A 13,902-nucleotide genomic window follows, 5' to 3' on the forward strand; every position below is an offset into this window, starting at 1 on the left:
ATCGAACCCACCGAGGACTTCCTGTGATGACCGTTGAAGGACGTGTCGACGTCCACCACCACTTCACCGCGCCGGACTGGCTGGACTGGGCGGAGGAACGAGGCGTCGTCAGCCGCGAGAAGCTGCCGTGGTGGACGCGCTGGGACCGGGAGACGGCCCTGGAACTGATGGACAAGACGGGCATCGGCACCGCCGTCATGACGGTCGCCATGCTCGGCCGGTTCCGGGAGCGCGCCGAGCGCCGGGAGAGCGCCGGCGTCGCCCTGCGGGCCGCGGCCGAGGTCGTGAAGGGCGATCCGGACCGCTTCGCGTTCTTCACCCCCGTCTTCCTCGACGACCTGGAACTCTCGTCGTGGAGCATCCGGTACGGCCTGGACGAACTCGGCGCCGTCGGGGTGAGCACGCGCACGAGCGTGAACGGCGTCTTTCTCGGGGACCCGTCGCACGACCGCCTGCTGCACGAGCTGAACGAGCGGTCCGCGGTGATCAGCACGCACCCCATGGAGGTACCGGGTGGGAAGGACGGCGGTGCCCAGCTGCCGGGAACGCCGCCCTTCGTGTGCGACTTCCTCATGGACACCACGCGCGCGGCCATCAATCTGATCAGGAACGGCACGCTGGACCGCTATCCGAACCTGAGCTTCGTCCTCCCCCACGGCGGCGGCTTCCTCCCCTACATGGCCACCCGGCTCGAACTCTTCGGCGGGCACATCACGCCCCCGATCGAACCGGGCCGGGTCCGCGACCACCTCCACCGTTTCTACTTCGACACCGCGGGTCCCATGTCCCCGTCCGCCACGCCCACCCTGCTGGCGACGGTGGACCCCGGCCGGATCCTCTTCGGCACGGACTGGCCGCCGACGCCCGCCTCGGTCATCGCCGACACCGTGGCGCCGGCGCTGGACGGCGACCCCTGTCTGTCGGAGCGGCAGCTGCGGGACATCAACCGGGACAACGCGCTGCGACTGCTGCCGGCGCTCGCGCGCTCCTAGAACCGCGTCCGCCGGAAGGATCCGGAACGCGGAACGCCGCCGCCCGCGCTCGGTCGGCGCGGGCGGCGGCGTTCCGCGGTTCGCCGGTGCCCCGCTCAGTCCCTCTCCCAGTGGTAGAAGCACTGCGCCATGGCGTCCTTCGGACCGCGCCAGGTCTGCGGGTCGTACGGGCTGACGTACTTCTCCAGCCTCCGGCTGATGTCGACGAACTCGGGGTGCCCGGTCACCTTGGCGATGGCCGGTCCCGGGTCGCGTTCGGCCTCGATGAAGTGCATGTACACGTCGCCGAACTGGAACAGGGAGCGCTGGGTCACCCCGACGAGGTGCGGGAGTTCACCGCGGTCGGAGGCCTCGAAGACGCCGGCGATGTCCGGAGCCGACTGCGGGGCCATCCTGGCGACGATCAGGGCGTGGTGCATGGGTTCTCCTCGGGCGGGTGTCGCTCAGGCGGGGGTGGTGGACGCGGGCCGCTGTTCGCCCGCGGCCTCCTCGACCCGGTCGCGGATGAGGGCCATCTGGATGGGCGAGTTGCGGTTGATGATCTCCGTCATCCCGGCGTCGTCGACCGGGGCGTCGGGCTTCATGGCGAAGTCCTGGGTCCAGTGCATCCGGGTGCCGGCCGGCGTCTCCTCGTACTCCCACACGATGTTCATGTACTCGAACGGGCCGGTCTCGATCCTGCGGGCGCGGACGATGAGCTTGTCGCGGTCGGCGACCCGTTCCGACACCCAGCTCCACACCTTGCCGTTCTCGTCGGGGTGCATGGTCAGGCGGAAGGTCACCGTGTCGCCGTCCCGGGACAGGACCTCGCAGGACGCGTACTCGCTGAACAGCTGCGGCCAGCGGTCCAGGTCGTTCGTCATGTCCCAGACGAGGTCGAGGGGTGCGGCGATGGTGATCTCGTTCTCGGTGTGTCCAGGCATGTCAGGCTCCTGTCGTGAGCGCGCCGTTGACCAGGTCGAGGAAGTGGCGGGGGGTCTTGCACCGCTCCGCGTCGGTGGGCAGCGGGCGGCCGTGCCGGTTCTCCAGCTCGCCCACGATGCCGAGGAGGCCGAGCGAGTCCAGCCCGAACTCGCCGAAGGGGGTGTCCACCCGGCGTTCGAGGTCGTGCGGCTCCACGACCACGCCGGCGGCCTTCTTCATCAGCGCGGCCAGTTCCTCGACGGTCAGTTGGGTCACTTCAGTACTCATCGTTCTCCCTTTCGTTCCGGGCGGCGTTGTGGGCGTCTTCCTGTGCGGCGGTCGGGGGCTGTTGCGGGTAGGGGGCTGTTGCGGGCAGGGGGCTCTTGCGGGCCGGGGCTCTTGCGGGCCGGGGCTGCTGCGGGTCAGGGCCGGCCTCGGCGCAGCACGAGCGCCGCGTTGGAGCCCATGAGTCCCCGGCTGAGGACCAGGGCCGTGCGCAGCTCGGCGGGCCGGGCCGCGCCGGTCACCAGATCGATGTCGTGGCAGATGTCGAAGACGCCCGGCGTCGGCGGGATCTGCCCGTGCTCCATGGCCTGCACCGCGGCCACGATGTCCAGCATCGGCGCCCCGCAGTAGGACCGTCCGATGCCGGTCTTGGGGGCCGTGACCGGTACCCGGGTGCCGTGCGGGCCGAGGGCGTCGGCGAGGGCCAGCGCCTCGGCACGGTCCGCCTCGGGGACCCCCATCGCGTCGGCGAAGACCACGTCGATCTCCTCCGGTGCGCAGCCGGCCTCGTCGAGGGCTCCGCGGACGGCGCGGGCGAGGCCCTCCCGCGACCGGTCCCAGCGTGAGGCGCCGGTGAAGGTGGCGGAGTGTCCGGCGACGGTGGCGCGGATGTCCGCGCCGCGGCGCCGGACCCGCTCCAGGTCCTCGACGACCAGCACGGCCCCGCCCTCGGCGGGCACGAACCCGCAGGCCGCCGAGGTGAAGGGGCGGTAGGCGCGGGCCGGGTCCTCGACCGTGCTGAGCTCGGGGTAGCCGAGCTGGCAGACCCCGGAGTACGGGGCGAGCGGTGCCTCGGCCGCCCCGACCACGACCACGTCCGTGCCCCGCTGCACCGCCCGGCCCGCGTGGGCGACGGCGTCCAGGCCGCCCGCCTCGTCACTGGCCACCACCCCGCAGGGGCCCTTGAAGCCGCTGCGGATGGAGATCTGGCCGGTGCTGGCCGCGTAGAACCAGGCGATGGACTGGTAGGGCCCGACGAACCGGGATCCCTGTCCCCACAGCTTCTGCAGCTCGCGCTGGCCGAACTCGCCACCGCCGGACCCGGCGGCGGTGACCACGCCGACGGAGTACGGCGAGTCGGCGGCGCCGCTGCCCAGTCCGGCGTCCTGCAGGGCGGCGTCGGCGGCGGCCAGCGCGAAGTGGGTGAACTTGTCGGTCTGGACGAGGAAGGTCTCCTCGATGAGTGCCGCCGGGTCGAATCCGCGGACCTCGCCGGCGACGCGGAGCGGAAGGTGCTCGCAGCCCTCCCGGGTGATCCGGTCCAGTACGCTCGCGCCCTCCTTTACGGACTTCCAGTAGGTGTCCGCGTCCAGGCCGTTGGGTGCGACCACCCCGATGCCGGTGACCGCGGTGTGCCGGGTCTGTCGACCGCTCATGGTTTCCTCCCGCCCGGCCCCGTCAGGAGCACCGCGGACTGGAACCCGCCGAAGCCGCTGCCCACGGAGAGCACATGGTCGAGCCTGCGCGGGCGGGCGGTGCGCGGTACGTAGTCCAGGTCGCACTCGGGGTCCGGGGTCTCGTAGTTGGCCGTCGGCGGCACCACCTGCCGGGCCAGCGCCAGCACACAGGCGACGACCTCGATCGCGCCGATCGCGCCGAGCGAGTGGCCCACCATGGACTTGATCGAGCTCATGGGGGTGTCGTAGGCGTGCGGGCCCAGCGACTTCTTGACGGCGGCGGTCTCGTGCCGGTCGTTCTGGCGGGTGCCCGAGCCGTGCGCGTTGACGTAGTCGATGTCCGTGGGGTCCACGCGCGCATGGGCGAGGGCGTCGTCGATGGCCCGGGCCATCTCCAGGCCCTCGCTGGTCAGTCCGGTCATGTGGTAGGCGTTGCCGTAGGTGGCGTAGCCGCTGATCTCGCAGTAGACGTGTGCGCCGCGGGCGCGGGCGTGCTCCAGCTCCTCCAGCAGGAGCACGGCGGCTCCCTCGCCCATGACGAAGCCGTCACGGTGCAGGTCGAAGGGGCGGGAGGCGTGCGCCGGGTCGTCGTTGCTGGGCGAGGTCGCCTTGATGGCGTCGAAGCAGGCCATGGTGATCGGGGAGATCGGGGAGTCCGACGCCCCGGCTATGCAGAGGTCGGCTCGGCCCTCCTCGATGGTGTGGAAGGCGTAGCCCACGGCGTCGAGTCCGGAGGTGCAGCCGGTGGAGACGGTCTGCACCGGCCCCTGGGCGCCGAACCGCTCCGCTATGTCCGCGGCCAGGGTGCTGGGCGAGAAGGCCCGGTGCAGCTGGGGCTCGGCGGCCCGGTGGTCGACGTCCCAGCGCTGTCCGCGTTCGCTGACCAGCACGTAGTCGTGCTCCAGCCGGGTCGTGCCGCCGACCGCGCTGCCCAGGGAGACGGCCACCCGCCAGGGGTCCTCGGCGCCGAGGTCGACGCCGCTGTCGGCCATCGCCTCGGCCGCGGCGACCAGGGCGAACTGTATGTAGCGGTCGGTGCGTTCGACGAGTTCGGGGGCGAGTCCGTGGGCGAGCGGGTCGAAGTCGCACTCGGCGGCGATCCGGGAGCGCAGCCCCTCGGGGTCGAAGAGGGTGATGCCGCGGGTCGCGGTGCGGCCGTCCGAGAGCAGTTCCCAGAACGCGGGTATCCCGATCCCGCCGGGGGCGACCACGCCTATGCCGGTGACCGCCACGCGCCGGGTCACGACAGCACCCCCGGTCGTTCGGGCTGCGCACCCTCCTCCTGGACGAGCGGGTACGGCTTGAGGTCCTCGCCCTCGGCGACCGCCTCGGTGTCCACGTGGCCGAGGCTCGGCTTGGGCGCCAGCGGGCTCAGGTGGAAGACCATCCGGGCCTCCTCGTCGCCGACGTTGCGGAAGCGGTGCCGCATGCCGATGGGGATCATGAGCCCCTGGTCGGCACGGAGGGGAAACGTTTCTCCGTCCAGGTCGGCCTCCAGGCGGCCCTCGACGACGAACACGAACTCCTCGGAGTACGGGTGGTAGTGCTCGCTGATGCGTTCGCCGGGCCGGATGATGGCCAGGCCCATGAACCCGCTCGTGGCACCCACCGTGACCGGGGTCAGCAAGGTGCGCAGGTCACCGCCGCGCTTGCGGTTGGGCTCGATCTCGTTCACATCCACGATGCGCGGGCGCATCTCGTCCATGGTCTGTCTCCAGGTCTTTCGGGGTGGGGTGGGGGTCCCTGCGCGCTCAGGCCGGCGCAGCACTGCGGTCGGTGATCAGCGCCATGCCGGCGTGCGCCAGGAGGCGGGTCGTCGCCCGTTCGCTGGTGAGCGGGCCCTCGATGCCCAGTGCGCCGCCGTCGAGCAGCCGGGCCAGCACGGCGGCCTTGCGCGGGCCGTGGACGCCGAGCGCCCGGACCGGATCGGCCTCGGGGTCGCCCCGTACGTCGATGAGCCGGACGACGACGTCCTGCCGCTGGAAGACGGTGCTGCGGTGCACGGGGCCGGCCGGGTCGGCCGCCGCCGCCTCGTCCTGCCGGCCGAGCAGCCGGGCCAGTGCCGTCCCGCAGCCCTCGCGGGCCGGGTAGTAGAGGGCGTGGCGGGTCAGACCGGAGGGTTCCGGGCCGCCGCGCGCCACATGGTGGACGGGAGGCATGGCCGCGCGGGCGAAGAAGGTCCGGGCGGAGTCGGGGTCGCCGAGGTCCCGGTGCTGTTCCAGATGCGGGTTGAGGGCCTCCTCGACGGCCCGCACCTCGGGCTGGCGCGAGACGTGGCGCAGCGCCGCCATCAGGTCGCCCTCGACCTCGACGGTGCGGACGACCCGGTTGCCGTGCATGAACAGGGTGGTGCGGCGCAGCCGGGTGGAGTCGTCGACCCGGGCCCGCGGCGGCGCGTAGCCGGCGAGGATCTCCGCGACCTTGGACTCGGAGCCGGGTCTGACCCGGAAGGTCAGGGCGTGGCGGGTCACGCCGTCGCCGACCCGTACGGAGGTCTGCAGTCCCCCGGCGCCGGGGTGGGCGCTGCCGGTCTCGCGGACGATGCCGTAGCGCAGCGAGCGCAGCTCGCGGACGCAGGCCTGCAGCGGCCGGACCGTCTCCAGGTGCTCCTCGCTGCTCACCCAGGCCAGGTACGGCAGGGCGGTGGCCCACTCACTGGTGATGACCCACTGGGAGGGGTCGTCCATCGACTGGCACAGCTGGTCACCGAGGTGACCGGGGACCGACGCGACCCGGTCGCGCATCTGCTCGTAGGCGTCCAGGAACTGCTGCTCGGCGCCGTCGTGGAGGTCGACGTGGAGGAGGACTCGCATCCTGGAGCCGTCGAACGCCGACTGGCATGTGTAGGGCGAAGTGGTCATCCGGCGGACCCTTCCTTCGCGGAGGCAAGCGGCGGCCGTCCGTGTCCACCTGCGCGAACGCGGGTTTCGGCCCTGAGCCTTCATCGTGGGTCAGGGCCGGGGGGTCCGCGAGCCGCGCGGGCCAAAGGAGGGAGCCGAAGGAGGGAACCGGAAGGGGAACCGGAGAGGGAAGTGCCCGCCGGGCACCCCGGAATGCGCAGGTGCCGCCCGCCGGCACCGCGTCAGGCGGGTCCGGCGGCGGCACCGGGCCGTGCGCGAGGAGCTTGCCGTGCGCGGGGAGCGGGCCGAAGCACCCGCCGCCCGCACGGAGTTGCCGGGGCGGCCGTCCTACCGGGCGAGATACCGTTCCACGGTCTCCACCTTGGAGGTGAGACCGTCCGTCACGCCCGGCCGGATGTCCGCCTTGAGCACCAGCGAGACCCGCGGCGCCCGTGCCTCGACGGCGGCGACGGCGCGCCTGACGACCTCCATGACCTCGTCCCAGCTCTCGCCCTCGACGGAGGTGAACATCGCGTCGGTCCGGTGCGCCAGCCCCGATTCGCGGACCACGCGGACGGCGTCGGCGACGTACTCCCCCACGTCCTCGCCGACCCCCAGCGGTGTCACGGAGAACGCGACGATCATGCGCTGACGACCCCTTCCTTGCGGGCCCGAGAGGCGATGACCGCGTCCTCGGCCTCACGGCGCAGCCGGCGGTCGGCGAAGAAGCCGCCGGCCGGCAGGACCGAGAGGACGAAGTAGAGCGCCGCCGTCCTCAGCGGCCACTTCGCCCGGTTCCAGGCGTCCGCCCAGAAGATGACGTACAGCACGAAGAGAACACCGTGGATCATGCCCATCACCGGCACGGCGTTGAAGTCGGTGGTCCGCTTCAGCACCGAGCAGACGAGCAGCAGCAGGAAGGAGATCGCCTCGGGGGCCGAGACCAGGCGGAGGCGGCGGAGGGAGCTGGCGGTCTTGAGGTCCACGGGTGGGTCACCTTCGGTGGGAGACGTCGACGATCTTCTTGTGAACGCGCGCACAAGCGCGCCGCCATTGTGGCAAACGGTCCGACGCTCCCTGCGTCGGGGGTCACAGGGCCCTGTCGGCGGGAGGGCGCGGCGGATACCTTTCGCTGCGTGGCGATGTTCCGACTTCAGAGCAGCAAGGTGCTCGCCGTCGAGATGACCGGGGACGCCGTCAAGGCGAAGAACGGCTCGATGGTGGCGTACGACGGCGAGATGGCGTTCAAGAAGCTCACCGGCGGCGGTGACGGACTCCGGGGCATGGTGACCCGGCGGCTGACCGGCGAGCAGATGACCGTGATGGAGGTGAAGGGACGCGGGACCTGCTGGTTCGCGGACCGGGCGTCCGAGATCAACCTGGTGACCCTGCGCGGCGAGAAGCTGTACGTGGAGTCCAGCAATCTGCTCGCGGCCGACGGAGGCCTGCGCACGGGCACCGAGTTCACCGGGCTGCGCGGCGCCTCGCAGGGCAACGGCCTGTTCACCACCACCGTCGAGGGGAGCGGGCAGGCGGCGATCATGTCGGACGGTCCGGCGGTGGTGCTGCGGGTCGGCCCGCAGTACCCGCTGACCGTCGACCCGGGAGCGTATGTGGCGCACCAGGGGAACCTGCGGCAGTCCTTCCAGTCCGGCGTGACGTTCCGCACGCTGCTCGGGGAGGGCGGCGGGGAGGCCTTCCAGATCCGGTTCGAGGGGGACGGGCTGGTGTACGTACAGCCGAGCGAGCGCAACACCATCGCGGGAGACGTGTGACATGGGCTTCCGGGAGATCAACTCGAAGATGGTGGAGGCGACCGTCGCCCCGGGGCAGCGGCTGTTCAGTCAGCGCGGGGCGATGCTGGCCTACCAGGGGGACGTGTCCTTCACCCCCAACATGGCGGGCGGCCAGGGCGGCATCATGTCGATGATCGGACGCCGGGTCGCCGACGAGGACGCCCCGCTGATGACGGTCGAGGGCAGCGGCACCGTGCTGTTCGGGCACGGCGGCCATCACATCCAGGTGATCAACCTGTCCGGGGACACGCTCTGCGTGGAGGCCGACCGGCTGCTCGCCTTCGAGGGGACGCTGGAGCAGGGCACGGTGTTCCTGGGCGCACAGGGCGGTGTGATGGGCATGGTCCGGGGCCAGGTGAGCGGCCAGGGCCTGTTCACCACGAGCCTGAAGGGCCACGGCGCGGTGGCGGTGATGGCCCACGGCGGGGTGTTCGAGATCCCGATCACACCGCAGCGTCCGGTCCACGTGGACCCGCAGGCGTACGTCGCCCACCACGGCGAGGTGCGCAACAGACTGTCCACGGCGCTCGGCTGGCGCGACATGGTGGGCCGCGGCTCCGGCGAGGCCTTCCAGCTGGAGCTGAGCGGCAGCGGCGCGGTCTACGTCCAGGCCTCGGAGGAAAAACTGTGAGCACGGTGCACGACCCGACGACCCTGCCGTCCGACGACAACGTCGACGACTACACCTTCTGCGTGGAGCTCAAGGGAAGCCAGTGGTTCCTGCAGAAGGGGAAGATGATCGCCTACTACGGCTCGATCGAGTTCAACGGCATCGGACACGGCCGGCTGGACCGGCTGGTCCGCACATCCTTCCATTCGCCTCTGCACGCGAGCGACTGGGTCGTGGCCGAGGGCCAGGGCAGGATGCTCCTCGCCGACCGGGCCTTCGACGTCAACTCCTATGACCTCGATGACGGCAATCTGACCATTCGCTCTGGCAATCTGCTCGCATTTCAGCCAACTCTGAATCTGAAGCAGTCGATCGTCCCGGGCTTTCTGACCCTGATCGGAACCGGAAGGTTCGTGGCGGCGTCCAACGGACCGGTGGTGTTCATGGAACCCCCGATCCGGGTGGACCCGCAGGCGCTGGTCGGCTGGGCCGACTGCCCCTCCCCGTGCCATCACTACGACCACGGGTACATGACCGGCCTGCTGGGCGGTCTACGTGCGATGACGGGCCTCGGCGGCGCCTCCGGCGAGGAGCATCAGTTCGAGTTCGTGGGGGCGGGCACGGTGCTGCTGCAGTCGAGCGAGACACTGATGCCGGAGCAGGCCACGGGGGCGACTCCGCAGCAGCCGGGGGTCCCCGGCGGCGGGGGGCCGGGAACGCACGGTGCCCCGGGCGGGGTACCGCGCCTTCCCGGACAGCTGGGAGACCTCCAGCGCCGCTTCGGGCTGTGAGCGGTAGTCTGCGGAGTGTGACATCGAACGCGTGCGCACCGTCACAGGACCACTCCCATTAGTTCGCCTTTCAACCTCTTAGGTAGACTTCATTCATGGAGACCGAGACGGCCACCCGCTGGCTGACCGACGCGGAGCAGTGTGCTTGGCGCACCCATCTGGAGGTCAACAGACTGTTGACGTACCAGCTCGAGAAGGACCTGCAGCCGTTCGGCCTGACAATGAACGACTACGAGATCCTGGTGAACCTCTCCGAGTCGGAGGACTTCAGGATGCGGATGAGTGACCTCGCATCCGCCACGCTCCAGTCCAAGAGCCGCCTCTCCCACCAGATCACCCGCATGGAGAACGCGGACCTCGTCCGGCGGGAGAACTGCGAGTCCGACCGCCGCGGGCTCTACGCCGTGCTCACCGACCACGGCATGGAGACGATGCGCACCGTCGCACCGCACCATGTGGCGTCCGTGCGGCGGCACTTCATCGACCTGCTCTCCATCGACGCGCTGACCGACCTCGACAAGGCGCTCAAGCCCATCGCCGAGCATCTGCGGGGCCAGCGAGGGCGCCCCTGACCCGGTTGCCTACACCGCCGGCAGGCGGAGCTCGAACAGGGCACCGCCTGCCGGAGCGTCGCGCACCGTGAGCGTCCCGCCATGGCGCCCGGCGACGTCCCGGGCGATGGCCAGCCCCAGCCCCGCCCCGCCGGCGTCACGGCTGCGGGCCGGGTCGAGCCGGACGAACCGCTCGAAGATCCGCTCCCGGTCCTCCTCCGGCACCCCGTCCCCGTCGTCGGCGACCCCGACCACGGCAAGCTCCCCCTCCCGCCGCACGGACACCACCACGCCCTCCCGCGCGTGCCGCTCCGCGTTGTCCAGCAGATTGCCGAGCACCCGCCCCAGCTGCCCGGGCGAACCGACCGCGGCCACACCCCCGCCGTCCCGCACGGACACCCCCGCCCGTCCCGCGGCCTCCTCCCGCGCCAGCCCACCGAGATCGACCCGCGCGTCGGCCGGCCGCTCCCCCGCGTCCAGCCGGGCGAGCAGCAGCAGATCGGCGGCCGGCCGCTGCAGCCGTACGGTGTCCTCCACCGCCCCGCCGAGGTCGAGCAGCTCGGGATGGGCGGCCCCCACCTCCAGCTGCGTCCGCAGACCGGCGATCGGGCTGCGCAGCTCGTGCGAGGCGTCGGCGACGAACCGCCGCTGCCGCTCCACGGAGGACTCCAGCGCGGCCAGCGTCGAGTTCGTGGTGAGCGCCAGCCGGGCCACCTCGTCGTGAGTGTCCGGCACCGGCACGCGCCGCGCCAGGTCCTCGGAGGCGGTGATCGCGGCCATCTCGCGGCGGATGCCCTCCACCGGCCGCAGCGCCCGCCGGGTGACCCGCCAGGCCACGCAGGCCACGACAGGAACCCCGCAGGCGGGTCTCAGCTCGTCGTCAGGCCCGTCACCAGCTCGTCCGCCGCGCGGTACGGATCCAGTTCCCCGGCGACGATGCGCTCCGCCAGCGCGCCCAGGCGGCGGTCGCCGTGCAGGTCACCGATCCGCTCCCGCAGCGTCGTCACCGCGATCGTCTCCACCTCGCGCGCCGCCCGCGCCCGCCGCCGCTCCGCCAGCACCCCCCGCTCCTCCATCCACGCCCGGTGCTTCTCCAGCGCCTCCACGACCTCGTCGACCCCCTCCGCCCGAGCCGCGACCGTCTTGACGATGGGGGGCCGCCAGTCACCGGGCCGCCGCGCCTCGCCCAACCCCAGCATGTGGTTCAGCTCGCGAGCCGTCGCATCCGCCCCGTCCCGGTCCGCCTTGTTCACCACGTACACGTCACCGATCTCCAGGATCCCGGCCTTCGCCGCCTGGATCCCGTCCCCCATCCCGGGCGCCAGCAGCACCACCGACGTGTCCGCCTGCGAGGCGATCTCCACCTCCGACTGCCCGACGCCCACCGTCTCCACCAGGATCACGTCGCACCCGGCGGCGTCCAGCACCCGGATCGCCTGGGGCGCGGCCCACGCCAGCCCGCCCAGATGCCCCCGCGTCGCCATCGAGCGGATGTAGACACCGGGATCCGACGCGTGCTCCGACATCCGCACCCGGTCCCCCAGCAGGGCACCCCCGGAGAACGGCGACGACGGGTCCACCGCCAGCACCCCGACCCGCCGCCCCTGTCTGCGGTACGCCGTCACCAGCGCCGACGTGGACGTCGACTTGCCGACCCCGGGCGACCCGGTCAGCCCCACCACATACGCCCCGCCGGTCAGCGGCGCCAACGCCGCCATGACCTCCCTGAGCTGCGGGGACGCCCCCTCCACCAGGGAGATCAGCCGGGCCACGGCTCGTGGCCGACCGTCCCTGGCCTGGGCCACCAGTGAGGAGACGTCCTGCATCACAGCTCCGTTCCGCGAAGAGTCGTACTGTCGTACCGCTCAGGCCTTCGGTACCCGCACGATCAGCGCGTCACCCTGCCCGCCGCCACCGCACAGCGCCGCCGCACCGACGCCACCGCCCCGCCGCTTCAGCTCCAGCGCGAGATGCAGCACCAGCCGCGCCCCGGACATGCCGATCGGGTGGCCCAGGGCGATCGCACCCCCGTTGACGTTCACCTTTTCGGTGGACACGCCGAGGTCCTTCATCGACTGCACGGCCACCGCGGCGAACGCCTCGTTGATCTCGATCAGGTCGAGATCGCCGACCTCCAGCCCCTCCTTCTTCAGGGCCTGTGCGATCGCGTTCGACGGCTGCGACTGGAGGGAGTTGTCCGGCCCGGCCACGTTCCCGTGGGCGCCGATCTCCGCGATCCACTCCAGCCCCAGCTCCTGCGCCTTGGCCTTGCTCATCACCACGACGGCGGCGGCACCGTCGGAGATCTGCGACGAGGACCCGGCGGTGATGGTGCCGTCCCTGGAGAACGCCGGGCGAAGCTTGCCGAGCGACTCGACCGTGGTGTCGCCGCGGATGCCCTCGTCCTTGCTGACCAGCACCGGGTCGCCCTTGCGCTGCGGGACCTCCACCGGAGTGATCTCCGCGTCGAAGATCCCGTTCTTCTGCGCGGCGGCGGCCCGCTGGTGCGACAGCGCGGCCACGGAATCCTGTTCCTCGCGCCCCAGCCCCAGCCGGACGTTGTGCTTCTCGGTGGACTCGCCCATGGCGATGCCCTCGAAGGAGTCGGTCAGCCCGTCGTGCGCCATGGAGTCCAGCATCTGGACCGCGCCGTACTTGTAGCCCTCGCGGGTCTTGGGCAGCAGGTGCGGGGCGTTGGTCATGGACTCCTGGCCGCCGGCCACCACCACGTCGAACTCGCCGGCGCGGATCAGCTGGTCCGCCAGCGCGATGGCGTCCAGCCCGGACAGGCACACCTTGTTGACGGTCAGCGCCGGCACGTTCATCGGGATACCGGCCTTGACCGCGGCCTGCCGCGCCGGGATCTGCCCCGCCCCGGCCTGGAGCACCTGCCCCATGATCACGTACTGCACCTGGTCGCCGCCGATCCCCGCACGGTCGAGGGCGGCCTTGATCGCGAAGCCGCCGAGGTCGGCCCCGGAGAAGGACTTCAGCGATCCGAGCAGCCGCCCCATCGGGGTACGGGCGCCCGCGACGATCACGGAGGTGTTGCCGTTCGTTCCGGACGTTCCAGATGTTCCCGGAGTTGCAGAAGTCATGAGCTGCGATCCCCTTCCGGCCTGCACGGCCGAGGAGTGAACGAGGGTTTACTTCGAATGTACAAAGGTCCGCTCCACCCCGTCACCGGGCCGCCGGTGTGATCGCGCGCACGTTGCGTAACCACCTCCGGAGCGCTCCACTGAGACCATGCTGACGCGAATCGACCACATCGGAATCGCCTGTCACGACCTCGACGCAACAGTCGAGTTCTATCGGGCCACCTACGGCTTCGAGGTGTTCCACACCGAGGTCAACGAGGAACAGGGCGTACGCGAGGCGATGCTCAAGATCAACGATACGTCGGACGGCGGCGCCTCGTACCTCCAGCTCCTCGAGCCCACCCGCGAGGACTCCACGGTCGCGAAGTGGCTCGCCAAGAACGGCGAGGGCGTCCACCACATCGCCTTCGGTACGGCGGATGTCGACGGCGACGCCGCGGCGATCGGCGACAAGGGCGTACGCGTTCTGTACGACGAGCCCCGGCGCGGTTCCATGGGGTCGCGGATCACCTTCCTGCACCCCAAGGACTGCCACGGCGTCCTGACCGAACTGGTCACATCGGCGCCGGTTGAGTCACCTGACCACTGACTCCCGTACATATGGGCCGGTAGGGTTGGGTGCGGTCGCCGCTCAGTCCA

17 protein-coding genes and 1 pseudogene are annotated in these 13,902 nt (G+C 71.3%); 6 read left to right on the plus strand and 12 right to left on the minus strand.

Features of this window, described 5'->3' with window-relative positions; all coding sequences use genetic code 11:
* Positions 1–26 precede the first annotated feature (26 nt).
* A complete protein-coding gene (locus V5O46_RS22575; protein ID WP_332886486.1) occupies positions 27–992 on the plus strand; it encodes an amidohydrolase family protein in 966 nt (321 codons plus the stop codon).
* A gap of 95 nt (positions 993–1,087) precedes the next feature.
* On the opposite strand, the gene V5O46_RS22580 is transcribed toward V5O46_RS22575, so the two are convergent.
* The 9 genes from V5O46_RS22580 to V5O46_RS22620 all read right to left on the minus strand — a co-directional run bounded on the left by V5O46_RS22580 (position 1,088) and on the right by V5O46_RS22620 (position 7,403).
* Entirely contained in the window at positions 1,088–1,411 is a 324-nt protein-coding gene (locus tag V5O46_RS22580; RefSeq protein WP_332886487.1) for a TcmI family type II polyketide cyclase, read from the minus strand.
* A gap of 24 nt (positions 1,412–1,435) precedes the next feature.
* Complete coding sequence (locus tag V5O46_RS22585) at positions 1,436–1,915, minus strand: SRPBCC family protein (protein ID WP_332886488.1); 480 nt, start codon at positions 1,913–1,915, stop codon at positions 1,436–1,438.
* 1 nt (position 1,916) lies between these two features.
* Complete coding sequence (locus V5O46_RS22590; RefSeq protein ID WP_332886489.1) at positions 1,917–2,183, minus strand: acyl carrier protein; 267 nt, start codon at positions 2,181–2,183, stop codon at positions 1,917–1,919.
* 134 nt (positions 2,184–2,317) lie between these two features.
* The gene (locus V5O46_RS22595) at positions 2,318–3,556 is read right to left on the minus strand and encodes a ketosynthase chain-length factor (RefSeq protein ID WP_332886490.1); all 1,239 of its coding nucleotides are present in this window, start codon (positions 3,554–3,556) and stop codon (positions 2,318–2,320) included.
* The gene (locus tag V5O46_RS22600; protein WP_332886491.1) at positions 3,553–4,821 is read right to left on the minus strand and encodes a beta-ketoacyl-[acyl-carrier-protein] synthase family protein; all 1,269 of its coding nucleotides are present in this window, start codon (positions 4,819–4,821) and stop codon (positions 3,553–3,555) included. The genes V5O46_RS22595 and V5O46_RS22600 overlap by 4 nt, the downstream gene beginning before the upstream one ends.
* The gene (locus tag V5O46_RS22605) at positions 4,818–5,282 is read right to left on the minus strand and encodes a cupin domain-containing protein (RefSeq protein ID WP_332886492.1); all 465 of its coding nucleotides are present in this window, start codon (positions 5,280–5,282) and stop codon (positions 4,818–4,820) included. Before V5O46_RS22605 ends, V5O46_RS22600 begins: the two co-directional genes overlap by 4 nt.
* 46 nt (positions 5,283–5,328) lie before the next feature.
* A complete protein-coding gene (locus tag V5O46_RS22610) occupies positions 5,329–6,438 on the minus strand; it encodes a SchA/CurD-like domain-containing protein (RefSeq protein WP_332886493.1) in 1,110 nt (369 codons plus the stop codon).
* Positions 6,439–6,765: 327 nt separating this feature from the next.
* Positions 6,766–7,062 carry an MTH1187 family thiamine-binding protein gene (locus V5O46_RS22615; protein WP_332886494.1) on the minus strand — a complete coding sequence of 99 codons (297 nt, stop codon included), beginning with the start codon at positions 7,060–7,062 and terminating at the stop codon, positions 6,766–6,768.
* Positions 7,059–7,403 carry a DUF3817 domain-containing protein gene (locus V5O46_RS22620; RefSeq protein ID WP_332886495.1) on the minus strand — a complete coding sequence of 115 codons (345 nt, stop codon included), beginning with the start codon at positions 7,401–7,403 and terminating at the stop codon, positions 7,059–7,061. Before V5O46_RS22620 ends, V5O46_RS22615 begins: the two co-directional genes overlap by 4 nt.
* A 156-nt stretch (positions 7,404–7,559) precedes the next feature.
* Here V5O46_RS22620 and V5O46_RS22625 point away from each other — a divergent pair, with 156 nt between their 5' ends.
* The 4 genes from V5O46_RS22625 (at position 7,560) to V5O46_RS22640 (ending at position 10,186) form a co-directional block, all read left to right on the plus strand.
* Positions 7,560–8,192 (plus strand): AIM24 family protein, encoded by a 633-nt coding sequence (locus V5O46_RS22625; protein WP_332886593.1) that lies wholly within the window; start codon positions 7,560–7,562, stop codon positions 8,190–8,192.
* 1 nt (position 8,193) lies between these two features.
* The gene (locus tag V5O46_RS22630; RefSeq protein WP_332886496.1) at positions 8,194–8,844 is read left to right on the plus strand and encodes an AIM24 family protein; all 651 of its coding nucleotides are present in this window, start codon (positions 8,194–8,196) and stop codon (positions 8,842–8,844) included.
* Positions 8,841–9,614, plus strand: a complete 774-nt coding sequence (locus tag V5O46_RS22635; protein WP_332886497.1) for an AIM24 family protein — start codon at positions 8,841–8,843, stop codon at positions 9,612–9,614. Before V5O46_RS22630 ends, V5O46_RS22635 begins: the two co-directional genes overlap by 4 nt.
* Positions 9,615–9,709: 95 nt before the next feature.
* Positions 9,710–10,186 carry a MarR family winged helix-turn-helix transcriptional regulator gene (locus V5O46_RS22640; RefSeq protein WP_332886498.1) on the plus strand — a complete coding sequence of 159 codons (477 nt, stop codon included), beginning with the start codon at positions 9,710–9,712 and terminating at the stop codon, positions 10,184–10,186.
* A gap of 9 nt (positions 10,187–10,195) precedes the next feature.
* Here V5O46_RS22640 and V5O46_RS22645 read toward each other — a convergent pair.
* From V5O46_RS22645 to V5O46_RS22655, 3 genes and pseudogenes are all read right to left on the minus strand, one after another.
* A pseudogene (locus V5O46_RS22645) lies at positions 10,196–11,014 on the minus strand (ATP-binding protein); the annotation flags it as partial.
* A 20-nt stretch (positions 11,015–11,034) separates the two neighbouring features.
* Positions 11,035–11,991, minus strand: coding sequence for a methylmalonyl Co-A mutase-associated GTPase MeaB (gene meaB / locus V5O46_RS22650; RefSeq protein WP_332886499.1), 957 nt, complete (start codon positions 11,989–11,991; stop codon positions 11,035–11,037).
* A 39-nt stretch (positions 11,992–12,030) separates the two neighbouring features.
* Entirely contained in the window at positions 12,031–13,263 is a 1,233-nt protein-coding gene (locus V5O46_RS22655; RefSeq protein WP_332886500.1) for an acetyl-CoA C-acetyltransferase, read from the minus strand.
* A 148-nt stretch (positions 13,264–13,411) separates the two neighbouring features.
* On the opposite strand from V5O46_RS22655, the gene mce reads away from it, so the two are divergent.
* Positions 13,412–13,852, plus strand: coding sequence for a methylmalonyl-CoA epimerase (gene mce, locus V5O46_RS22660; protein ID WP_332886501.1), 441 nt, complete (start codon positions 13,412–13,414; stop codon positions 13,850–13,852).
* The last annotated feature ends 50 nt before the right edge of the window (positions 13,853–13,902 follow it).

This window comes from Streptomyces poriticola (assembly GCF_036689765.1).
Classification (GTDB): Bacteria; Actinomycetota; Actinomycetes; order Streptomycetales; family Streptomycetaceae; genus Streptomyces; species Streptomyces poriticola.

Coding starts and splice junctions, on each gene's coding strand:
- V5O46_RS22595 (WP_332886490.1), bottom strand. CDS start 3,556: ATGAGCGGTCGACAGACCCGGCACACCGCGGTCACCGGCATCGGGGTG.
- V5O46_RS22575 (WP_332886486.1), top strand. CDS start 27: ATGACCGTTGAAGGACGTGTCGACGTCCACCACCACTTCACCGCGCCG.
- V5O46_RS22640 (WP_332886498.1), top strand. CDS start 9,710: ATGGAGACCGAGACGGCCACCCGCTGGCTGACCGACGCGGAGCAGTGT.
- V5O46_RS22655 (WP_332886500.1), bottom strand. CDS start 13,263: ATGACTTCTGCAACTCCGGGAACATCTGGAACGTCCGGAACGAACGGC.
- V5O46_RS22630 (WP_332886496.1), top strand. CDS start 8,194: ATGGGCTTCCGGGAGATCAACTCGAAGATGGTGGAGGCGACCGTCGCC.
- V5O46_RS22580 (WP_332886487.1), bottom strand. CDS start 1,411: ATGCACCACGCCCTGATCGTCGCCAGGATGGCCCCGCAGTCGGCTCCG.
- V5O46_RS22615 (WP_332886494.1), bottom strand. CDS start 7,062: ATGATCGTCGCGTTCTCCGTGACACCGCTGGGGGTCGGCGAGGACGTG.
- V5O46_RS22590 (WP_332886489.1), bottom strand. CDS start 2,183: ATGAGTACTGAAGTGACCCAACTGACCGTCGAGGAACTGGCCGCGCTG.
- V5O46_RS22585 (WP_332886488.1), bottom strand. CDS start 1,915: ATGCCTGGACACACCGAGAACGAGATCACCATCGCCGCACCCCTCGAC.
- V5O46_RS22625 (WP_332886593.1), top strand. CDS start 7,560: ATGTTCCGACTTCAGAGCAGCAAGGTGCTCGCCGTCGAGATGACCGGG.
- V5O46_RS22605 (WP_332886492.1), bottom strand. CDS start 5,282: ATGGACGAGATGCGCCCGCGCATCGTGGATGTGAACGAGATCGAGCCC.
- V5O46_RS22610 (WP_332886493.1), bottom strand. CDS start 6,438: ATGACCACTTCGCCCTACACATGCCAGTCGGCGTTCGACGGCTCCAGG.
- mce (WP_332886501.1), top strand. CDS start 13,412: ATGCTGACGCGAATCGACCACATCGGAATCGCCTGTCACGACCTCGAC.
- meaB (WP_332886499.1), bottom strand. CDS start 11,991: ATGCAGGACGTCTCCTCACTGGTGGCCCAGGCCAGGGACGGTCGGCCA.